The sequence below is a fragment of the Mesorhizobium sp. M0998 genome (assembly GCF_040318885.1).
Taxonomy (GTDB): Bacteria; Pseudomonadota; Alphaproteobacteria; order Rhizobiales; family Rhizobiaceae; genus Mesorhizobium.
In genome coordinates this window covers 28,138-48,315 of record NZ_JAMYND010000015.1, presented here as the reverse complement: position 1 = coordinate 48,315, position 20,178 = coordinate 28,138, and the positions used below count along the sequence as shown (strand labels likewise).

The window sequence follows — 20,178 nt, the reverse complement described above, 5'->3', positions numbered from 1 at the left end:
CTGGGGTCAGCCGGCGAGGATACGCTCGATGGCCGGGCGGTTCAGCCCTTTCAGGCCGATGACGACGAGGCGCGAGCGGCGGTCGTCTTCAGCGGTCCAGGCGCGGTCGTAATAGTGGTTGACGCGCGGACCGACGGCCTGCAGCAGGAGCCGCATCGGCTTGCCGCCGACTTCGACGAAACCCTTGACGCGCAACACGTTTTCTTCCTCCGCCGCCGTGGCGACGCGTTGTGCGAGCTCGTTCGGGTTGGACACAGATGCGATGTCGATGACGAACGAGTCAAAATCGTCATGTTCGTGGTCGAGCTCGTCGTCGTGGTGGGTCTTGCGGTTCTCGATGTCGTCCTCGACGGCGAGGCCGAGGCCGAGCAGCACCGAAGGGTCGACCTTGCCTTGCGAAGTCGGTACGATCTTCACCGCCCGCGCAACGTGCTTGCCGATGACGGCATTGGCACGGGCCGAGCCGGCTGCGTCCATCAGGTCGCTCTTCGACAGGATGATCAGGTCGGCGCAGGCGAGCTGGTCTTCGAACACTTCCTCGACCGGATCGTCATGGTCGAGCGTCTCGTCCTGCGCCCGCTGCGCCTGCAGGGCGTCCATGTCGTTGGCTACGCGGCCATCAGCCAGCGCCGGTCCGTCGACCACGGCAATGACGCCGTCCACCGTCACGCGGCTTTTCACCGACGGCCACTGGAAGGCCTGGACCAGCGGCTTGGGCAAAGCGAGGCCGGATGTCTCGATCAGGATGTGGTCGACCCTCGGCGTCAGCGACAGGATCTGGTCCAGCGCCGGGACGAAATCATCGGCGACGGTGCAGCAGATGCAACCATTGGCCAGCTCGACGATGTTTTCCTCGGGGCAGGTGTCGATGCCGCAGCCCTTCAGGATCTCGCCGTCGATGCCGATGTCGCCGAACTCGTTGACGATGATGGCCAGGCGCTTGCCTTTGGCGTTTTCGAGCAAATGGCGGATCAACGTCGTCTTGCCGGCGCCGAGAAAGCCGGTGACCACGGTGCAGGGAACGCGCGAAAGGGAGGCAGCGGTCATGTCAGGTCCTTCAACAGGTCAAGGGGAGGGATGCGGGCAACCAGGCCGCGCTTCAGGCAATCGGGACGGCCGCGCCATGGAATGAGCCCATCCGTCGAGGTGGCGAACAGCTTTGCCCCGGTGACGAGATCGGCGCCGCTGGTCGTGGTCAGATCACCGAAGACGTAACTCCAGCAGCCGTCGCGCAGCATGGCCGCGCTGAGCCGGCGCTTGCAATTGCCGAGGCATTCGACGGCGCGGATTTTGATGTTTTCGCTGGAAGCAGCGCGGCGCGTGTCCTCTGCGAGCAGTTCGCCGGCGCGCGGATGAGCGTCCGAACCGGTCTCGTCACGGCAGGACGAGCAGACGATGACGGTAACGCCGGCCGGGGAATCACCATGGCCGGACAATAAATCCGCTGTCTCAGCCGGAAAACTGCTGTCGCGTTCCAAATCAGGCTCCTTGCCCGGAAAACCCGCCAGGCCATCGGATTCTTAGGTCCTAGACGGCAGGTCTCCTGGCTCGCGGGTCATCGCCTGGGTGCCGCCTTCCCGGGAATATCCCAGTGGTTTTCGGCCTTGGCTCGTCGCTTACAGTTGCGGGGACAGCCGCGGATTTGAAATCGAGATTTCGCACCGCATTCCCTCTTGGCCCCTGCCGTTGCGGGCAGGGGACCGTCTGGAACCGATTTAGGCTTGTGGAGGCAGTCGTGTCAACGCACGTCTATGGCGCGGCGATGTCCGCGAGCGGCCGGCCCAAATCGCCGGCAGCGGTCACCTCGATGCGCTCAAGCCCGAGCCAGCCCTGCATCTGCTTCAATTCCTCGAAGAGTTCGGCAGCGGTTTGTGGCGGGGCGCCGGGCTCCGCATAGGCGGCATGGACGCGCAATACGCCGGCCGGACGGTCGGCCCTGAGGTCGACGCGCCCGACGATGCTGTCGCCGAGCAGGAATGGCAGCACATAATAGCCATACCGGCGCTTTTCGGCCGGCGTGTAGATCTCGATGCGGTAGTGGAAGTCGAACAAGCGCTCGGTGCGCGACCGCTCGAAGACGACGGGATCGAACGGCGCGAGCAAGGCGCGCGCCTCGATCCTGCGCGGCAAACGGGCGTCGTTGTGGAGATAGGCTGTTTTGCTCCAGCCTTCGACGCTCACCGGCAACAGGTCGCCGGCCTCGACCAACTCCTCGATGCGGCCCTTGATGTCGGCGGGCGAGAGGCGGAAATAGTCGCGCAGGTCGCCTGCCGTGGCGATGCCGTGGGCGCGGGCCGAGATGCGCAGCAATTCGCGGTGAGCATCCTCGGGACAGGGAACCGGTAGCGCGAGTACCGCCGGCGGCAGCACGCGCTCCGGCAGATCGTAGAACCGCTCGAAGCCGCGGCGATGCGCCGTGGTGATGCGGCCGGCCCAGAACAGCCACTCGAAGGCATGCTTGGCATGGCTCCAGCCCCACCAGCCGCCCGAACCCTTCTGGCCTTCGAAAGCCGACGCCGCGATCGGGCCTCGTTCGGCGACCTCGCGATAGATGTCTTCGATATAGGCGGCGTGCTCGCGGCCCCATTTGGCCAGTCCGCTGTACATTTCGTCGCCGCGTTCGGCCCGCTGCATGCGCCAGCGCATCAGCGGATAGGTCTCGACCGGCAAGAACGAGGCTTCATGCGCCCAATACTCGAAGACCATGCGCTTGCGCGTGACGGCGGCGTTGTCGAGCAACGCCAGCTTGTAAGGGCCAAGCCGCGAATAAAGCGGCATATAGTGGGCGCGCACCACGGCGCTGACGGAATCGATCTGCAGCAGGCCGGTACGGGCAAGCACGCGGGCCAGATGCCGGCGGTCAGGCGTGCCGGTGGGGCGCGGGTCATTGAATCCCTGTGCCGCCAGCGCAATGCGGCGGGCCATGGCAAGCGAGATTTTTTCCTTCATGAAGGCGGCATCCGGACGATTTTGGACAGAGAAAATGACCTGCGATTCCGTGCCATGCTAGCAGGGTTTTGGCGGCATCCATGTCAGGAGAGAAAAGTGGAGTAAAAAGTGAAGGAAATCAAACAGGAGCGGATCGGACCAGTTTTCCCGGATATGCCGTCCAGCACCGCGATTTGAACAAGGTTTGACTTGCTTCGCCGAAAGCGCTGCGCTAACCCTCGCCGCGTTGCAGCATAGAGCCCCCTTAAAACGGTTCAGTGGTTAAACTGTCACGCTTCCGCAAGTGGGTCCGGTGCTGTAATCAGAGTGGATTGGCCGCAACGGAAAGCTGCAGAATGAACGCATTGTTGAGTTCGTACCTGCCCATCGTCCTGTTCATCGGCGTGGCGCTGGTCGTCGGACTGGCGCTGCTCGCCGCACCCTTCCTGGTGGCCTATCGCAACCCCGATCCGGAAAAGCTTTCGGCCTATGAGTGCGGCTTCAACTCGTTCGACGACGCCCGCATGAAATTCGACATCCGCTTCTACCTGGTGTCGATCCTGTTCATCATCTTCGATCTGGAGGTGGCCTTCCTGTTTCCGTGGGCGGTGTCGTTCAGTCAGATCGGCATGCTCGGTTTCTGGTCGATGATGGTGTTTTTGGCGGTGCTGACCATCGGCTTTGCCTATGAATGGAAAAAAGGAGCGCTGGAATGGGATTGAACGACAGTTCCGGTACGCTCGTCGCGCCGAAGCCCAAGGGCCTCATCGACCCCAACACCGGCAGGCCGGTCGGGTCCGACGATCCATTCTTCCTGGAGATCAACAACGAGCTCGCCGACAAGGGCTTTCTCGTCACCTCGACCGAGGCGCTGATCACCTGGGCGCGCAGCGGCTCGCTGATGTTCATGACCTTTGGCCTCGCCTGCTGCGCCGTCGAGATGATCCATACTTCGATGCCGCGCTATGACTCGGAGAGGTTCGGTGTCGCGCCGCGCGCGTCCCCGCGCCAGTCCGACATCATGATCGTCGCCGGCACGCTGACCAACAAGATGGCGCCGGCGCTGCGCAAGGTCTACGATCAGATGCCGGAGCCGCGCTACGTCATCTCGATGGGCTCCTGCGCCAATGGCGGCGGCTATTATCATTATTCCTATTCGGTGGTGCGCGGCTGCGACCGCATCGTGCCGGTCGACATCTACGTGCCCGGCTGCCCGCCGAGCGCCGAAGCGCTGCTTTACGGCATCCTTCTGCTGCAGAAGAAGATCCGCCGCACCGGCACGATCGAGCGGTGAGCGGCATGACCCAGGCGTTGAATGACCTCTCGACCTATCTCGGCGAGAAGCTGATCGGCCGGATCGGCGCGGCGGGGTTCGCCTATGGCGAACTCACCATCTCGGTCGAGCCGCGCGACCTGATCGAGGTGGTGACCTTCCTGCGCGACGACCCGAAATGCCAGTTCATTTCGATCATTGACGTTTGCGGCGCCGATTATCCGTCGCGGGCAAAGCGCTTCGATGTGGTCTATCATCTGCTGTCGCCGAGGCAGAATATCCGCGTCCGCATAAAGGTCCAAGCCGACGAAGAGACGCTGGTGCCGTCGATCACCGGGATTTATCCCGGCGCCGACTGGTTCGAGCGCGAGACCTACGATCTTTACGGCGTGCTGTTTTCAGGCCATCCGGATCTGCGGCGGATTTTGACCGATTACGGCTTTGAAGGCCATCCGCTGCGCAAGGACTTTCCGCTGACCGGCTTCGTCGAGGTGCGTTACGACGACGAAGCCAAGCGCGTCATCTACGAGCCGGTGGAGCTCAAGCAGGAATTCCGCAATTTCGATTTTCTGTCTCCGTGGGAAGGTACGGATTACGTCCTTCCAGGCGACGAAAAGGCAAAGCAGTAAATGGCTGAAACCTCCGTTCGCAACTTCAACATCAATTTTGGCCCGCAACATCCAGCGGCGCACGGCGTTTTGCGCCTGGTGCTGGAGCTTGACGGCGAAGTCGTCGATCGCGTCGATCCGCATATCGGGCTGTTGCATCGCGGCACGGAAAAGCTGATCGAGGCCAAGACTTATCTGCAGGCCGTGCCCTATCTCGACCGGCTCGATTATTGCGCGCCGATGAACCAGGAGCACGCCTTTGCGCTCGCCGCCGAGCGGTTGCTCGGCATCGAGGTGCCGAAGCGGGGCCAGTTGATCCGAGTTCTCTATTCGGAAATCGGCCGCATCATGTCGCATATCCTCAACGTGACGACGCAGGCGATGGATGTCGGCGCGCTGACGCCGCCGCTGTGGGGCTTCGTCGAACGCGAAAAGCTGATGGTGTTCTATGAGCGTGCCAGCGGCTCGCGCATGCATGCCGCCTATTTCCGCCCCGGCGGCGTCCACCAGGACCTGCCGCAGAAGCTGATCGAGGACATCGGCAGCTGGATCGACCCGTTCCTGAAATCGGTCGACGACCTCGACTCACTCTTGACCGGCAACCGCATCTTCAAGCAGCGCAATGTCGACATCGCGACGGTGTCTCTGGCCGACGCCTGGGCCTGGGGTTTTTCCGGCGTCATGGTGCGCGGCTCGGGCGCGCCGTGGGACCTGCGCAAATCGCAGCCCTACGAATGCTATGCCGAGATGGATTTCGACATTCCGATCGGCAAGAACGGTGACTGTTTCGACCGTTATCTGGTGCGCATGGAAGAGATGCGACAGTCGGCCAAGATCATGCGCCAATGCGTCGACTTGTTGCTCGGCAAGGAAGGCAGCGGACCGGTGTCTAACCTCGACGGCAAGGTGGTGCCGCCGAAGCGCGCGGCGATGAAGCGCTCGATGGAAGCGCTGATCCATCACTTCAAACTCTATACCGAAGGCTACCGCGTGCCGGCCGGCGAGGTCTATGCGGCCGTCGAGGCGCCGAAAGGCGAGTTCGGCGTCTATCTCGTCTCCGACGGCACCAACAAACCCTATCGCTGCAAGCTGCGCGCGCCCGGCTTTGCGCATCTGCAAGCCATGGACTTTTTGTGCCGCGGCCACATGTTGGCCGACGTCACCGCTGTGCTTGGCTCCCTCGATATCGTCTTCGGGGAGGTGGATCGGTGAAGATGCGGAGCGCCCTGCATGTTGCTGCCGGTTTTGCTGCCGGAGTGGCAGGCATGGGTGCCGTTGCCGCCTGGGGCAGCTCGGCGGAAGCCTATTGGGTGTCCTGCCGCCTTGAGGGCGTGAAGACAGATGTCATGTGCAGGGTAACCACGACGGGCCGACTTTGGGATCTGGATTCCGGTTGGTATCTTTATGCCGATACGGCATATCCGGATTGGAATGTGGCCCTTGGCGCGGATTGCTCGGATCGGTATCGCGAATATCGCGACTATGTCGACACTACCCGGGGAAAGATCGGAAACGATGAGAGTACCGCGGTCTTGGCCAGGTCCGACCCTCGTTTTTATTTCGACTGCTACAACAGAGTTAAAAGCTAAATGTCAGTCCGCCGTCTCGCAGAAGCCAGCCTCCAGCCAGCCTCCTTCGCCTTCAATCGGGCGAATGCGGCGGCGGCGAAGCAGTGGATCAAGAAATATCCGAAGGGGCGCGAGCAATCCGCGATTATCCCCTTGCTCATGCTGGCGCAGGAGCAGGAAGGCTGGGTGACCAAGGCGGCGATCGAGACGATCTCCGACATGCTCGACATGCCCTATATCCGTGGGCTGGAAGTCGCCACCTTCTATACGCAGTACCAGCTCAATCCGGTCGGTACCCGCGCGCATATCCAGGTCTGCGGCACCACGCCCTGCATGCTGCGCGGCTCGGAAGCGCTGATGGATGTGTGCCGCTCGAAGATCCATCACGACCAGTTCCACACCAACGACAAGGGCACGCTGTCGTGGGAGGAGGTCGAGTGCCTCGGCGCCTGCGTCAACGCACCGATGGTGATGATATTCAAGGACACCTATGAGGATTTGACGCCGGAGCGGCTTGCCGAGATCATCGACCTCTATGACGCCGGCAAAGGTGCTTCGGTGACGCCAGGACCGCAAAACGGCCGCATCACCTCTGAGCCGGCCAGTGGCCTGACGACCCTCAAGAGCGAAAAGGCGATCCTCAAGGCGACCCGCGACCGGGAAACCAGGGCGGCGACCAAGGCGGCCAAGTATGCAGAGCCGGCGGCTGCCGCCGCAGCATCAGTTCCGCCAGCTGCTCCTGCCGCGCCGGCGCCGGTTGCGCCCTCGAATGCCAGCAAGCCGAAGACCGACGCGGTCGAGACCAACCCGGCGCTGAAATCGCCGTCGGCGACGAAAGTCGCGCCCGCGGCGGAAAGGGCGGCGAGCGTCGCAGCGCCTCTGCATTCGGCCGCCAATGCCAACAAGGCCGAACCGCAGGTCGAGGACGTCTCGAAACAGCGCAAGGGCCCCAAGAACAAGGCCGAGCCGGCGTCTGCTTTCAAAGCGCCGGAGGCCAAGGTCAAACCGGCGAAGGCTGCCGCCAAGGCGGCCAAGCCGTCGCCCGGAAACAAGAGCCGGCCGACCGGCAAGAAGCCGGTCTGAGGAACGAGCAATGCTTCAGGACAGAGACCGCATCTTCAACAACATCTACGGCCGCTTCGACAAGTCGCTGGCCGGCGCCATGGCGCGCGGCGCCTGGGACAACACGCCCGGCATCGTTGCCAAGGGGCGCGAGTGGATCGTCAACGAGATGAAGGCATCGGGCCTGCGCGGCCGCGGCGGCGCCGGTTTCCCGACCGGGCTCAAATGGTCGTTCATGCCCAAGCAAAGCGACGGCCGGCCGAGCTATCTCGTCGTCAATGCCGACGAATCCGAGCCCGGCACCTGCAAGGACCGCGACATACTGCGCCATGACCCGCACACGCTGGTCGAAGGCTGCCTGCTTGCCGGCTTCGCCATGGGCGCGGTCGCCGCCTACATCTATGTGCGCGGCGAGTTCATCCGCGAGCGCGAGGCGCTGCAACGCGCCATAGACGAGGCCTATGCGGCCAAGCTGATCGGCAAGAACAATACCTCCGGCTACGATTTCGACATCTACATGCACCATGGCGCCGGCGCCTATATCTGCGGCGAGGAAACGGCGCTGCTCGAAAGCCTCGAGGGCAAGAAGGGCCAGCCGCGGCTGAAGCCGCCATTTCCGGCCAATGTCGGCCTCTATGGCTGCCCGACGACGGTCAACAATGTCGAGTCCATCGCTGTCGCGCCGACCATCCTGCGCCGCGGTGCCGCCTGGTTCTCGTCCTTCGGCCGGCCCAACAATGTCGGCACCAAGCTGTTTTGCATCTCCGGCCACGTTAACAATCCGTGCACCGTCGAAGAGGCGATGTCGATCCCGTTCCGCGAACTGATCGATACGCATTGCGGCGGCATCCGCGGCGGCTGGGACAATCTGCTGGCGGTCATTCCGGGCGGCGCCTCGGTGCCGCTGGTGCCGGCCGAGCAGATCATCGACGCGCCGATGGATTTCGACGCGCTGCGCGACCTGAAATCGGGCCTCGGCACGGCGGCTGTCATCGTCATGGACAAATCGACCGATATCGTGAAAGCGATCGCGCGGCTGTCCTATTTCTACAAGCACGAGAGCTGCGGCCAGTGCACGCCCTGCCGTGAGGGCACCGGCTGGATGTGGCGGGTGATGGAACGGCTGGTGCGCGGTGAGGCGCAGAAGCGCGAGATCGACATGCTGCTCGACGTGACGAAGCAGGTCGAGGGCCACACGATCTGTGCGCTGGGCGATGCGGCAGCATGGCCGATCCAGGGCCTGATGCGGCATTTCCGCGGTGAGGTGGAGCGGCGCATCGACGAGTTTTCGCGCAACGCACACCGTGCCGAACCGGTGCTGGCGGCGGCGGAATAGAAGAATTCAAAATGCGGACGAATGTCCGACACGAGGAAACGAGCGCGGGGCAGACGGAAACGACCAGGAGACCACCTATGTCGCTGTTTTCGACACCCGACGATTTTACGCCCGATATGGACCCGTTGCTGAAGATGAACCAGGATCTGACCAGGATGATGCCGAAGGAGATGGCCAATGCCGTCAATCTCCTGGCGCATCCTGTCGCGGGCGCGGCGGCGATGACGGCACTCGGCATCGGCCTTGCCAACCACGCCTTTGGTATCTGGATGGGCGTGCTTTCAGGCGCGGCCGAGACCTCGCAGCGGCTTTGGCAGCCGGTCGCCGAGGATTTCGAGGCGCGAACGGAACGCGTTTCCGCGACCGGCAAAAGCTCCTCGACCAAGGCACGCGCGGCGACCAAAACCCTGATTGCCGAGGCGCAGTCCTTCGCCAACGATGTGACCGACATTGCGACGAGCACCGCTGCGCGGAGCTTGGCGAATGCCAGCACCGTTGCAGCGGATGCGTCGGCTGGACTGATGCCGGAGGATTTCAAGCAGCCCAAGCCGATGGATCGGCCCGCCGAGCCCGCCGACCTCAAGGCGATATCGGGCATCGGGCCGAAACTGGAAAAGGTGCTGAACGGCCTTGGCATCTGGACATACGCCCAGATCGCCGCGTGGACGCCGCAAGAGATCGCCTGGGTCGAAGATTACCTGTCGTTGAAGGGCCGCATCGGCCGTGACGGCTGGATCGGTCAGGCGGCCGCGTTGGCCGGGGCCAAAAAGTGAATTCAATATCGTGCGCGGTTTCGGCTGCGCCCGGAAGGAAAGATTGCGGAACGTCCGCAGGGGTTTGAGGCGAAATGGCAAAGCTCAAGGTCGACGGGAAAGAGATCACTGTACCCGACCATTACACGCTGCTGCAGGCGGCCGAGGACGCCGGCGCGGAAGTGCCGCGCTTCTGCTTCCATGAGCGGCTGTCGATCGCCGGCAATTGCCGCATGTGCCTGATCGAAGTAAAGGGCGGCCCGCCCAAGCCGCAGGCGTCCTGCGCCATGGGCGTGCGCGACCTGCGCCCCGGTCCGAATGGCGAGCCGCCGGAAATCTTCACCAACACGCCGATGGTCAAGAAGGCGCGCGAAGGCGTGATGGAATTCCTGCTGATCAACCATCCGCTGGACTGCCCGATCTGCGACCAGGGCGGCGAGTGCGACCTGCAGGACCAGGCGATGGCGTTCGGAGTCGATTCCTCGCGCTACCATGAGAACAAGCGGGCGGTCGAAGACAAGTATATCGGGCCGCTCGTCAAGACGATCATGAACCGCTGCATCCATTGCACGCGCTGCGTCCGCTTCACCACCGAGATTGCGGGCATATCCGAGCTCGGCCTGATCGGCCGCGGCGAGGATGCCGAGATCACCACCTATCTCGAAAGCGCGATGACTTCGGAACTGCAAGGCAATGTCATCGACCTTTGCCCGGTCGGTGCGCTGACCTCCAAACCCTACGCCTTCCAGGCACGGCCGTGGGAACTGACCAAGACCGAATCCATCGACGTGATGGACGCCGTCGGCTCGGCGATCCGCGTCGATAGCCGGGGCCGCGAAGTGATGCGCATCCTGCCGCGTACCAACGAGGCGGTGAACGAGGAATGGATTTCCGACAAGACCCGCTTCATCTGGGACGGTTTGCGCACGCAGCGCCTCGACCGCCCCTATGTGCGCAAGGACGGCAGACTGGCCCCGGCAAGCTGGGCCGAGGCTTTTGCCGCGATCAAGGAAGCGGTGTCGAATGCGGCACCCGAAAAGATCGGTGCCATTGCCGGCGATCTTGCCGCCGTCGAGGAGATCTACGCGCTGAAGCTTCTGATGGCTTCGCTCGGCTCAAAGAACACCGACTGCCGCCAGGACGGCGCCGCACTCGATCCGTCGCTCGGCCGGGCGAGCTATGTGTTCAACCCGACCATCGAAGGCATCGAACAGGCCGATGCGGTGCTGATCATCGGCGCCAATCCGCGCTTCGAGGCATCCTTGCTCAACGCCCGCATCCGCAAGCGCTGGCGGGCCGGCAATCTGCCGGTCGGCGTCATCGGCGATGTCGGCGATACGCGCTATGATTACGAGCAGCTCGGCGCCGGGCCGGAATCGCTGAAGGATCTGGCCGACGGCAACGGCAAGTTCTTCCAACTGCTGAAGAAGGCGACGCATCCGCTGATCATCGTCGGACAGGGTGCGCTGGCGCGTCCGGACGGGGCGGCCGTGCTCGGCCAGGCGGCGAAGCTCGCCGTCGCCGTCAACGCCGCCAGGGCCGATTGGAACGGCTTTGCCGTGCTACACACCGCGGCGGCGCGCGTCGGCGGCCTCGATGTCGGCTTCGTGCCGGGCGAGGGCGGCAGGAACGTCGCCGGCATGCTCGGCGAGACCGACGTGCTGTTCCTGCTCGGCGCCGACGAAATCGACATGGCCAAGACCGGCGGCGCGTTCGTCGTCTATATCGGCACGCATGGCGACAAGGGCGCGCATCGCGCCAACGTCATCCTGCCGGGGGCCGCCTATACCGAGAAGTCGGGCACCTTCGTCAACACCGAGGGGCGCGTGCAGCAGACCAACCGTGCCGGCTTCGCGCCCGGCGAGGCACGCGAGGACTGGGCGATCCTTCGGGCACTGTCGGATGTGCTTGGCAAGAAGCTGCCGTTCGATTCGCTGCCGCAGCTGCGCGCTAAGCTCTATGCGGAATACCCGCATCTTGCCCGCATCGACCATGTCGCGGCCGGCGACCCGGCCGACATCGCCAGGGTTGCCAAGCTCGGCGGGCGGCTGAACAAGGGCACCTTCACCTCGCCGGTCAAGGATTTCTACCTGACCAACCCGATCGCGCGGGCTTCCGCGGTGATGGCCGAGTGCTCGGCTTTGGCGAAGAACGGCTTCAGGCAGGCGGCGGAGTAGACATGGACACCTTCTTCTCCTTCTACGTGCTGCCGGCGCTGCTGATCCTTTTGAAGTCGGTCGTGCTGATCGTCGTTCTGTTGATCTTCGTCGCCTATGTGCTTTACGCCGACCGCAAGATCTGGGCGGCGGTGCAATTGCGCCGCGGACCGAACGTCGTCGGCCCGTGGGGCACGCTGCAGGCCTTCGCCGATCTGCTGAAATTCGTCTTCAAGGAGCCGGTGATCCCGTCCGGCGCCAACAAGGGCGTTTTCCTGCTGGCGCCCTTGGTGTCGGCGGTGCTGGCGATCTCTGCCTGGGCGGTCATACCGGTCAATGAAGGCTGGGCGATCGCCAACGTCAATGTCGGCATCCTCTATGTCTTCGCCATCTCCTCGCTCGAGGTCTATGGCGTCATCATGGGCGGCTGGGCGTCCAATTCGAAATACCCGTTCCTCGGCGCGCTGCGCTCGGCGGCGCAGATGGTGTCCTACGAAGTCTCCATCGGTTTCGTCATCGTGACCGTGCTGCTTTGCGTCGGCTCGCTCAACCTGTCCGACATCGTCTTGTCGCAGCAGGACGGGCTGGGCACGCGGCTCGGCCTGCCCAACACCTTCCTCGACTGGCATTGGCTGTCGCTGTTCCCGATGTTCATCGTCTTCTTCATCTCGGCGTTGGCCGAGACCAACCGGCCGCCCTTCGACCTTGTGGAAGCCGAATCGGAACTTGTCGCCGGCCATATGGTCGAATATTCCTCGACGCCGTTCCTGTTGTTCTTCCTCGGCGAATATGTCGCCGTCGTCCTGATGTGCGCGCTGGCCACCATCCTGTTCCTTGGCGGCTGGCTGCCGCCCTTCAACTTCGCGCCGTTCACCTGGGTGCCGGGGCTGATCTGGTTCGTGCTCAAGGTCTGCCTGGTGTTCTTCATGTTCTCCATGGTGAAGGCGTTCGTGCCGCGCTACCGCTACGACCAGCTGATGCGGCTCGGCTGGAAGGTGTTCCTGCCGATCTCGCTGTTCATGGTGGTCGCCACCGCCGCCTTCCTCAAACTCACGGGGTTTGCGTGATGTCAGCATTATCCCAGGCCGCCAAGTCACTGCTTTTGCAGGATTTCGTCAGCGCTTTCTTCCTGTCGATGCGCCAGTTCTTCGCGCCGAAGGAGACGATCAACTATCCGCATGAGAAGGGGCCGGTCAGCCCGCGCTTCCGCGGCGAGCATGCGCTGCGCCGCTATCCGAACGGCGAGGAACGCTGCATCGCCTGCAAATTGTGCGAGGCGATCTGCCCGGCGCAGGCCATCACCATCGAGGCCGGCCCGCGCCGCAATGACGGCACGCGGCGCACCGTGCGCTACGACATCGATATGGTGAAATGCATTTATTGCGGCTTCTGCCAGGAAGCCTGCCCGGTCGACGCCATCGTCGAGGGGCCGAATTTCGAGTTCGCGACGGAGACGCGCGAGGAACTTTATTACGACAAGGACAGGCTCCTGGCCAATGGCGACCGCTGGGAGCGTGAACTGGCGCGCAACATCTCGCTGGATGCGCCTTACCGCTGATATTTGACGCATGGACGGGGCGAGGGGCCTCGTTTAAGGAACACGCAACTTGCCGACCGGAGGCGGTGGCAAAAAACAGGACGAACGTCCTGTTCTGACAGGAAACCCGGGGGAACCCATGCTGAGTGGACTAGAGGCGGCCTTTTTCTACCTCTTCGCCTTTGTCGCGGTGGCATCGGCGTTCATGGTCATATCGGCGCGCAATCCCGTGCATTCGGTGCTGTTCCTGATCCTGACCTTCTTCAACGCCGCCGGCCTGTTCATGCTGACCGGCGCCGAGTTCCTGGCGATGATCCTGCTCGTCGTCTATGTCGGCGCGGTGCTGGTGCTGTTCCTGTTCGTCGTCATGATGCTCGACGTCGACTTCGCCGAAATGAAGGAAGGCGCCCTGCAATATGCACCGATCGGCGCGCTGGTCGGGCTGATCCTGGCGGCGGAGCTGATCGTGGTGCTCGGCGGCTATACATTCGTGCCGAAACTGGCGGCGACGGTCGCCAAGCCCATTCCGGACCTGGCCGCGCGCTCGAACACGGCAGCGCTCGGCGACATCCTCTATACGGATTACCTCTATTACTTCCAGGTGGCGGGGCTGGTGCTGCTGGTCGCCATGATCGGCGCCATCGTGCTGACGCTGCGCCACAAGCCGGGCGTCAAGCGGCAGTCGATCGCCGCCCAGGTCGGCCGCACGGCGGCAACCGGAGTGGAAATCCGCAAGGTCAAGACGGGCGAAGGAGTCTGAGATGGTCGTCGGCATCGCGCACTACCTGACCGTATCGGCGATCCTGTTCACGCTCGGCGTATTCGGCATCTTCCTGAACCGCAGGAACGTCATCGTCATCCTGATGTCGATCGAGCTTATCCTGCTTGCGGTCAACATCAATTTCGTCGCCTTTTCGGCGGCGCTCGGCGACCTGGTCGGCCAGGTGTTCGCACTGTTCGTGCTGACGGTCGCGGCGGCCGAAGCGGCGATCGGCCTTGCCATTCTCGTCGTCTTCTTCCGCAACCGCGGCTCGATCGCGGTCGAAGACGTGAACATGATGAAGGGTTGACGGAACCACCATGTATCAGGCCATCGTCTTCCTTCCGCTGCTCGGCTTCTTGATCGTCGGCCTGTTCGGCAGTTCGCTCGGCGCCAAGGCTTCAGAATACATCACCTCCGGCTTCCTGGTGATCGCGGCTGTGCTGTCGTGGGTCGCCTTCTTCTCGGTCGGCTTCGGCGGCGGCGAGGTGTTCACCGTGCCGGTGATGCGCTGGATCCAGTCGGGCGGGCTGGAGGCGTCCTGGGCGCTCAGGATCGACACGCTGACGGTGGTCATGCTGGTCGTCGTCAACACGGTGTCGTCGCTGGTCCATATCTACTCGATCGGCTACATGCATCACGATCCGGACCGGCCGCGCTTCTTCGCCTATCTGTCGCTGTTTACCTTCGCCATGCTGATGCTGGTGACGGCCGACAACCTCGTGCAGATGTTCTTCGGCTGGGAAGGCGTCGGCCTTGCCTCCTATCTGCTGATCGGCTTCTGGTACAAGAAGCCTTCGGCCAATGCGGCTGCAATCAAGGCCTTCGTCGTCAACCGCGTCGGCGATTTCGGCTTTGCGCTCGGCATCTTCGGCGTGTTCGTGCTGTTCGGCTCGGTCAATCTCGGCACCATCTTCGCCAATGCGGCGACGTTCATTCCGGCGGAAGGCGCGCCGCAAGGTGCGGCCGTGCTGACCTTCCTCGGCTATGCACTCGACAGGCAGGCTGCGATGACGGTCGTCTGCCTGCTTCTGTTCATGGGCGCCATGGGCAAGTCGGCGCAGGTGCCGCTGCACACCTGGCTGCCGGATGCCATGGAGGGCCCGACGCCGGTCTCGGCACTGATCCATGCCGCCACCATGGTGACGGCAGGCGTGTTCATGCTGGCGCGGTTGTCGCCGGTGTTCGAGCTGTCGCATTCGGCCCTGACGGTGGTCACCTTCATCGGCGCTTTCACCGCCTTCTTCGCGGCGACCGTCGGTCTCGTCCAGAACGACATCAAGCGCGTCATCGCCTATTCGACCTGTTCGCAGCTCGGCTACATGTTCGTGGCGCTCGGCGTCGGCGCCTATGGCGCAGCGATTTTCCATCTGTTCACCCACGCCTTCTTCAAGGCGCTGCTATTCCTCGGCTCGGGCTCGGTCATCCACGCCGTCTCCGACGAGCAGGACATGCGCAAAATGGGCGGCCTGAGGACGCTGATCCCGACGACTTACTGGATGATGGTGATCGGCACGCTGGCGCTGACCGGTGTCGGCATTCCGGTAACGATCATCGGCACGGCCGGCTTCTTTTCCAAGGACGCCATCATCGAAGCGGCCTTCGCCGGCCACAATGCGGTAGCCGCGTTTGCCTTCATATTGCTGGTCATTGCTGCCTGCTTCACCTCCTTCTACTCCTGGCGGCTGATCTTCATGACCTTCCACGGCGAGCCGCGGGCCAGCCACGAGGTCATGCACCATGTCCATGAATCGCCACCGGTCATGCTGGTACCGCTGTTCATCCTGGCGGCGGGCGCGCTGTTCGCCGGCGTGATCTTCCACGGCGCCTTCATTGGCGAGGGCTATGCCGAATTCTGGAAGGCGTCGCTGTTCACGCTGCCGGACAACCACATCCTGCACGAAATCCACGAAGTGCCGTTGTGGGTCGAGCTGTCACCGTTCATCGCCATGCTGATCGGCTTTGCGATTGCCTGGCAGTTCTATATTCGCGCGCCGGAAATGCCTCGGAGCGTCGCCGCCAACCATCGCCTGCTCTACGCCTTCCTGCTCAACAAATGGTATTTCGACGAGCTCTACGACTTCCTGTTCGTGCGGCCGGCAAAGCGCCTCGGCAGCTTCCTGTGGAAGACCGGCGACGGCACCGTCATCGACGGGCTCGGGCCGGACGGCATTTCGGCGCGCGTCGTCGACGTCACCAACCGGGTCGTCAAGCTGCAGACCGGCTACCTCTATCACTATGCCTTCGCCATGCTGATCGGCGTTGCCGCACTCGTCACCTGGATGATGCTCTGATGACCGCCTGGCCGATCCTATCGCTGGTCACCTTCCTGCCGCTGGTTGGTGTGCTTCTCATCCTTTTCGTGCGTGACGACAGCGAGAACGCGCGCCGCAACATCCGCGCCATCGCGCTGTTCACGACTGCGTTCACCTTCGTGGTTTCGCTGTTTATCTGGACCGGCTTCGACAATTCGCAGCCCGGCTTCCAGTTCGTCGAGAAGTTTGCCTGGCTGGATTCCGGCATCTCCTACCATATGGGCGTAGACGGCATCTCCATGCTGTTCGTCATCCTGACCACCTTCCTGATGCCGCTCTGCATCCTCGCCTCGTGGGAATCGATCGAGAAGCGCGTCAAGGCCTATATGATCGCCTTCCTGCTGCTCGAGACGCTGATGATCGGCGTGTTCTGCGCGCTCGACATCGTCTTGTTCTACGTCTTCTTCGAAGCCGGCCTGATCCCGATGTTCATCATCATCGGCGTGTGGGGCGGCAAGCGGCGCGTCTATGCCTCGTTCAAGTTCTTCCTCTATACGCTGGCCGGCTCGGTGCTGATGCTGCTCGCCATCATGGCGATGTTCTTCCAGTCCGGCACCACCGATATCCCGACGCTTCTGACGCATAACTTCCCAGCCAATATGCAGACCTGGCTATGGCTTGCCTTCTTCGCGTCCTTCGCGGTGAAGATGCCGATGTGGCCGGTGCATACCTGGCTGCCGGACGCACATGTCGAGGCGCCGACGGCCGGCTCGGTGATCCTGGCCGCCATCCTGCTCAAGATGGGCGGGTACGGCTTCCTGCGTTTTTCGCTGCCGATGTTTCCGATCGCATCCGAAATGTTCGCGCCGCTGATCTTCACGCTTTCCGTCGTCGCCATCATCTACACCTCGCTGGTGGCGCTGATGCAGGAGGACATGAAGAAGCTGATCGCCTATTCGTCGGTCGCTCACATGGGCTTCGTCACCATGGGAATCTTCGCGATGAACCAGGAAGGCGTCCAGGGTTCGATCTTCCAGATGCTGTCGCACGGCCTGGTCTCCGGCGCGCTGTTCCTCTGCGTCGGCGTCGTCTACGACCGCATGCACACGCGTGACATCGACGCCTATGGCGGGTTGGTCAACAACATGCCGAAATATGCAACCGTGTTCATGATCTTCACCATGGCCAATGTCGGCCTGCCCGGCACCAGCGGCTTCGTCGGCGAGTTCCTGACCATGCTCGGCGTGTTCCGGGTCAACACCTGGGTGGCGTTCTTCGCCGCCACCGGCGTCGTCCTTTCGGCGGCCTATGCGCTCTGGCTCTACCGCAAGGTGATCTTCGGCGCGCTGACCAAGGAAAGCCTGAAAGGCCTGCTCGACCTGTCGACGCGCGAGAAGGTGATCATCTATCCGCTGGTCGCGCTGGTCATCTTCTTCGGCGTCTATCCGGCGCCGATCTTCGACGCGACCGCCGAATCGGTCAAGGCGCTCGTTACCAATGTCACCGCATCGATCGGCGCCGCGCAGACCGCGGCGGCGAACTGACTGGGGGTTTGCGAACCATGACGCCGGACCTTCTCTCAAGCCTGTCGCTCTCGACGCCAGAGCTGATCCTCGCCATCGGCGCCTTGGCGCTGTTGATGCTCGGCGCCTATTCGCGCGCCAACACCACTGTCACGGTGAGCGGCCTTGCTGTTGCCGTGCTGGTGATCGCCGGCGCCTGGCTGATCTTTTCCCCAGGGCAGGGCAATGCCTATGGCGAAGCCTTCATCCAGGACCCATTCGCCCGCTTCATGAAGGTGCTGGCGCTGATCGGCTCGGCGGTGACGCTGGTCATGTCGGTCCGCTTTGCCCAGGCGGAGCGTTTCGACAAGTTCGAATATCCGGTGCTGATCCTGCTCTGCACGCTCGGCATGATGCTGATGATCTCGGCCAACGGCATGATCGGGCTCTATCTCGGCCTCGAGCTGCAATCGCTGGCGATCTACGTGCTGGCGGCGATCAACCGCGACAATCTGCGCTCGACCGAGGCTGGGCTGAAGTACTTCGTCCTTGGCGCGTTGTCGTCGGGCATGCTGCTTTACGGCATCTCGCTGGTCTACGGCTACACCGGCAACACCGGCTTCCAGGAGATCGCCGCGGCGCTGAGCGGCGGCGAGCGCCAGCTCGGCCTCGTCTTCGGCCTGGTTTTTGTGCTGGCCGGCCTTGCCTTCAAGATCTCGGCGGTGCCGTTCCATATGTGGACGCCCGACGTCTATGAGGGCGCGCCGACGCCGGTGACGGCTTTTCTGGCGGCGGCACCGAAGATGGCGGCAATGGCGCTGATGGTGCGCGTCACCATGGGCGCCTTCAAGCCGATCGCCGCCGACTGGCAGCAGATCATCGTCTTCATCTCGATCGCCTCGATGGCGCTTGGTGCCTTTGCGGCCATCGGCCAGACCAACATCAAACGGCTGATGGCCTATTCCTCCATCGGTCATATGGGTTATGCGCTGGTCGGCCTTGCCGCGAACAGCCAGGACGGCGTGCGCGGCGTCGCCATCTACATGCTGATCTATCTGGTGATGACGCTCGGCACCTTCGCCTTCATCCTCGCCATGCGGCGCAAGGAGGGCAATGTCGAGCAGATCAGCGATCTCGCCGGACTGTCGGCAACCAATCCGATCATGGCGACGATCCTCACCATCCTGATGTTCTCGCTGGCCGGTATCCCGCCACTCGCCGGCTTCTGGGGGAAATGGTACGTGTTCCTCGCCGCCATCAATGCCAACCTCTACGCGCTGGCGATCATCGGCGTGCTGGCGTCTGTGGTGGGCGCCTATTATTATCTGCGCATCATCAAGATCATGTGGTTCGACGAACCGGTCGGCGGCTTCGTGCCGATGGCGACCGAACTGCGCGTCGTACTCGGCGCCTGCGGCGCTTTCGTGCTGTTCTACGTGCTGATCGGCGGCCCGATCGGAACCTACGCCGCTGCCGCAGCCAAGACCTTCTTCTGACGGAATGACGTTCAGGCTGGCTCCAACCGCGGCTTCGGACGGGTTCCGGCTCGAGGCGCACGACACGGTCGGCTCCACCAATGCGCTGGCGCTGGAGCACGCGCGGGCCGGCGATCCGGGCAAACTCTGGGTCGTCTCAAAAAAGCAGGAAGCCGGGCGTGGCCGCCGTGGCCGCGCCTGGGCGACGCCCGAGGGCAATCTGGCAGCGACGCTGCTGGTGATCACCAACACCGAGCTTCGGCTTGCCGCGACGCTCGGCTTCGTTGCCGGACTGGCGCTGGCCGACGCGCTCGACGCTGTCGTGCCGAAGGGCAGGATCGGGATCGGCCTCGATGGTGCGAGCCAAGGCAAGAACCGTTTCGAACTGAAATGGCCGAACGATGTGCTTGCCTCGGGCGCCAAGCTCGCCGGCATCCTGCTGGAATCGGCGATGCTGGATGGCGACCGTTCGGCGGTGGCTGTCGGTATCGGCGTCAACGTGGTGGCTTATCCCAAGGATTTGCCTTATCCAGCGACGTCGCTCAGCGCGCTGGGGTCTGCTTGCGATGCCGAGACGCTGTTTCTGGCGCTGTCGGATGCCTGGAGCGAGAATGCGCGGCTGTGGAACGAAGGGCGTGGGCTTGCCGCCGTCAGGCGGCGGTGGCTGGCGCGTGCGGCGGGGCTTGGCGGGCAGGTTGCTGTCAGAATTGACGGTAATGTGGTGCGCGGCACCTTCGAGACCATTGACGAGGACTGCCGTTTCGTGATCCGCGACGATGAAGGTTCGGTTCTGACGATCGCCGCCGGCGACGTGCATTTCGGCGCGGTTGCCTCGGCCGGCGTTTGACCGGCCAATACGTTTGACTGGCCAGGTATTTGACCAGCTTGAATTTGACCGGCCGACAATTTTGACCGGCCGACAATTTTGACCGGCCCGCAATTTTGACCGGCAAGGAAGGAAAGACC

Annotated in this window: 20 protein-coding genes and 1 riboswitch; of the genes, 17 read left to right on the top strand and 3 right to left on the bottom strand. The window is 63.1% G+C overall.

Annotated features, from left to right (window positions below; translation table 11 throughout):
* Window positions 1–6: 6 nt before the first annotated feature.
* From cobW to NKH59_RS16320, 3 genes are all read right to left on the bottom strand, one after another.
* Entirely contained in the window at window positions 7–1,047 is a 1,041-nt protein-coding gene (cobW, locus tag NKH59_RS16330; protein WP_352539612.1) for a cobalamin biosynthesis protein CobW, read from the bottom strand.
* The gene (locus NKH59_RS16325; RefSeq protein WP_352539613.1) at window positions 1,044–1,478 is read right to left on the bottom strand and encodes a DUF1636 family protein; all 435 of its coding nucleotides are present in this window, start codon (window positions 1,476–1,478) and stop codon (window positions 1,044–1,046) included. Before NKH59_RS16325 ends, cobW begins: the two co-directional genes overlap by 4 nt.
* Window positions 1,479–1,516: 38 nt before the next feature.
* Window positions 1,517–1,720, bottom strand: a riboswitch (cobalamin riboswitch).
* A gap of 29 nt (window positions 1,721–1,749) precedes the next feature.
* Window positions 1,750–2,949 (bottom strand): winged helix-turn-helix domain-containing protein, encoded by a 1,200-nt coding sequence (locus NKH59_RS16320; protein WP_352539614.1) that lies wholly within the window; start codon window positions 2,947–2,949, stop codon window positions 1,750–1,752.
* A gap of 335 nt (window positions 2,950–3,284) precedes the next feature.
* Here NKH59_RS16320 and NKH59_RS16315 point away from each other — a divergent pair, with 335 nt between their 5' ends.
* The 17 genes from NKH59_RS16315 to NKH59_RS16235 all read left to right on the top strand — a co-directional run bounded on the left by NKH59_RS16315 (window position 3,285) and on the right by NKH59_RS16235 (window position 20,059).
* Window positions 3,285–3,650 (top strand): NADH-quinone oxidoreductase subunit A, encoded by a 366-nt coding sequence (locus tag NKH59_RS16315; protein WP_023798850.1) that lies wholly within the window; start codon window positions 3,285–3,287, stop codon window positions 3,648–3,650.
* Window positions 3,641–4,222 carry a NuoB/complex I 20 kDa subunit family protein gene (locus NKH59_RS16310; RefSeq protein WP_023670824.1) on the top strand — a complete coding sequence of 194 codons (582 nt, stop codon included), beginning with the start codon at window positions 3,641–3,643 and terminating at the stop codon, window positions 4,220–4,222. Before NKH59_RS16315 ends, NKH59_RS16310 begins: the two co-directional genes overlap by 10 nt.
* Window positions 4,223–4,227: 5 nt before the next feature.
* Entirely contained in the window at window positions 4,228–4,830 is a 603-nt protein-coding gene (locus tag NKH59_RS16305) for an NADH-quinone oxidoreductase subunit C (RefSeq protein WP_353022376.1), read from the top strand.
* Entirely contained in the window at window positions 4,831–6,021 is a 1,191-nt protein-coding gene (locus NKH59_RS16300) for an NADH-quinone oxidoreductase subunit D (protein ID WP_352539616.1), read from the top strand. It begins immediately after the preceding gene.
* Window positions 6,018–6,398 carry a hypothetical protein gene (locus NKH59_RS16295; protein ID WP_352539617.1) on the top strand — a complete coding sequence of 127 codons (381 nt, stop codon included), beginning with the start codon at window positions 6,018–6,020 and terminating at the stop codon, window positions 6,396–6,398. The genes NKH59_RS16300 and NKH59_RS16295 overlap by 4 nt, the downstream gene beginning before the upstream one ends.
* Complete coding sequence (gene nuoE, locus NKH59_RS16290) at window positions 6,399–7,460, top strand: NADH-quinone oxidoreductase subunit NuoE (RefSeq protein WP_352539618.1); 1,062 nt, start codon at window positions 6,399–6,401, stop codon at window positions 7,458–7,460.
* A gap of 10 nt (window positions 7,461–7,470) precedes the next feature.
* Window positions 7,471–8,775 (top strand): NADH-quinone oxidoreductase subunit NuoF, encoded by a 1,305-nt coding sequence (gene nuoF / locus NKH59_RS16285; protein ID WP_352539619.1) that lies wholly within the window; start codon window positions 7,471–7,473, stop codon window positions 8,773–8,775.
* Window positions 8,776–8,852: 77 nt separating this feature from the next.
* Complete coding sequence (locus NKH59_RS16280; protein ID WP_352539620.1) at window positions 8,853–9,548, top strand: helix-hairpin-helix domain-containing protein; 696 nt, start codon at window positions 8,853–8,855, stop codon at window positions 9,546–9,548.
* 74 nt (window positions 9,549–9,622) lie between these two features.
* Window positions 9,623–11,704, top strand: a complete 2,082-nt coding sequence (gene nuoG, locus NKH59_RS16275; protein ID WP_023676624.1) for an NADH-quinone oxidoreductase subunit NuoG — start codon at window positions 9,623–9,625, stop codon at window positions 11,702–11,704.
* Window positions 11,705–11,706: 2 nt separating this feature from the next.
* Window positions 11,707–12,750, top strand: a complete 1,044-nt coding sequence (gene nuoH, locus NKH59_RS16270; RefSeq protein WP_352450011.1) for an NADH-quinone oxidoreductase subunit NuoH — start codon at window positions 11,707–11,709, stop codon at window positions 12,748–12,750.
* Entirely contained in the window at window positions 12,750–13,241 is a 492-nt protein-coding gene (gene nuoI, locus NKH59_RS16265) for an NADH-quinone oxidoreductase subunit NuoI (RefSeq protein WP_023676622.1), read from the top strand. Before nuoH ends, nuoI begins: the two co-directional genes overlap by 1 nt.
* 118 nt (window positions 13,242–13,359) lie before the next feature.
* Window positions 13,360–13,980 carry an NADH-quinone oxidoreductase subunit J gene (locus tag NKH59_RS16260; protein WP_352539621.1) on the top strand — a complete coding sequence of 207 codons (621 nt, stop codon included), beginning with the start codon at window positions 13,360–13,362 and terminating at the stop codon, window positions 13,978–13,980.
* Between the two features lies 1 nt (window position 13,981).
* A complete protein-coding gene (gene nuoK / locus NKH59_RS16255; RefSeq protein WP_023676620.1) occupies window positions 13,982–14,290 on the top strand; it encodes an NADH-quinone oxidoreductase subunit NuoK in 309 nt (102 codons plus the stop codon).
* 10 nt (window positions 14,291–14,300) lie between these two features.
* Window positions 14,301–16,274: an NADH-quinone oxidoreductase subunit L gene (gene nuoL / locus NKH59_RS16250; RefSeq protein ID WP_352539622.1), complete on the top strand. Its 1,974-nt coding sequence runs from the start codon at window positions 14,301–14,303 to the stop codon at window positions 16,272–16,274.
* On the top strand, window positions 16,274–17,779 hold the full coding sequence (locus NKH59_RS16245; RefSeq protein ID WP_352681670.1) for an NADH-quinone oxidoreductase subunit M: 1,506 nt from the start codon (window positions 16,274–16,276) through the stop codon (window positions 17,777–17,779). Before nuoL ends, NKH59_RS16245 begins: the two co-directional genes overlap by 1 nt.
* A gap of 17 nt (window positions 17,780–17,796) precedes the next feature.
* Entirely contained in the window at window positions 17,797–19,233 is a 1,437-nt protein-coding gene (gene nuoN, locus NKH59_RS16240) for an NADH-quinone oxidoreductase subunit NuoN (protein WP_352539624.1), read from the top strand.
* A 4-nt stretch (window positions 19,234–19,237) separates the two neighbouring features.
* Complete coding sequence (locus tag NKH59_RS16235) at window positions 19,238–20,059, top strand: biotin--[acetyl-CoA-carboxylase] ligase (protein WP_352470240.1); 822 nt, start codon at window positions 19,238–19,240, stop codon at window positions 20,057–20,059.
* The last annotated feature ends 119 nt before the right edge of the window (window positions 20,060–20,178 follow it).

Bases quoted from the DNA above. Each gene is read 5' to 3' on its own strand.
- cobW (WP_352539612.1), bottom strand. From the start codon at position 1,047: ATGACCGCTGCCTCCCTTTCGCGCGTTCCCTGCACCGTGGTCACCGGC.
- NKH59_RS16320 (WP_352539614.1), bottom strand. From the start codon at position 2,949: ATGAAGGAAAAAATCTCGCTTGCCATGGCCCGCCGCATTGCGCTGGCG.
- NKH59_RS16315 (WP_023798850.1), top strand. From the start codon at position 3,285: ATGAACGCATTGTTGAGTTCGTACCTGCCCATCGTCCTGTTCATCGGC.
- NKH59_RS16310 (WP_023670824.1), top strand. From the start codon at position 3,641: ATGGGATTGAACGACAGTTCCGGTACGCTCGTCGCGCCGAAGCCCAAG.
- NKH59_RS16305 (WP_353022376.1), top strand. From the start codon at position 4,228: ATGACCCAGGCGTTGAATGACCTCTCGACCTATCTCGGCGAGAAGCTG.
- NKH59_RS16300 (WP_352539616.1), top strand. From the start codon at position 4,831: ATGGCTGAAACCTCCGTTCGCAACTTCAACATCAATTTTGGCCCGCAA.
- nuoE (WP_352539618.1), top strand. From the start codon at position 6,399: ATGTCAGTCCGCCGTCTCGCAGAAGCCAGCCTCCAGCCAGCCTCCTTC.
- nuoF (WP_352539619.1), top strand. From the start codon at position 7,471: ATGCTTCAGGACAGAGACCGCATCTTCAACAACATCTACGGCCGCTTC.
- NKH59_RS16280 (WP_352539620.1), top strand. From the start codon at position 8,853: ATGTCGCTGTTTTCGACACCCGACGATTTTACGCCCGATATGGACCCG.
- nuoG (WP_023676624.1), top strand. From the start codon at position 9,623: ATGGCAAAGCTCAAGGTCGACGGGAAAGAGATCACTGTACCCGACCAT.
- nuoH (WP_352450011.1), top strand. From the start codon at position 11,707: ATGGACACCTTCTTCTCCTTCTACGTGCTGCCGGCGCTGCTGATCCTT.
- nuoI (WP_023676622.1), top strand. From the start codon at position 12,750: ATGTCAGCATTATCCCAGGCCGCCAAGTCACTGCTTTTGCAGGATTTC.
- NKH59_RS16260 (WP_352539621.1), top strand. From the start codon at position 13,360: ATGCTGAGTGGACTAGAGGCGGCCTTTTTCTACCTCTTCGCCTTTGTC.
- nuoK (WP_023676620.1), top strand. From the start codon at position 13,982: ATGGTCGTCGGCATCGCGCACTACCTGACCGTATCGGCGATCCTGTTC.
- nuoL (WP_352539622.1), top strand. From the start codon at position 14,301: ATGTATCAGGCCATCGTCTTCCTTCCGCTGCTCGGCTTCTTGATCGTC.
- NKH59_RS16245 (WP_352681670.1), top strand. From the start codon at position 16,274: ATGACCGCCTGGCCGATCCTATCGCTGGTCACCTTCCTGCCGCTGGTT.
- nuoN (WP_352539624.1), top strand. From the start codon at position 17,797: ATGACGCCGGACCTTCTCTCAAGCCTGTCGCTCTCGACGCCAGAGCTG.
- NKH59_RS16235 (WP_352470240.1), top strand. From the start codon at position 19,238: ATGACGTTCAGGCTGGCTCCAACCGCGGCTTCGGACGGGTTCCGGCTC.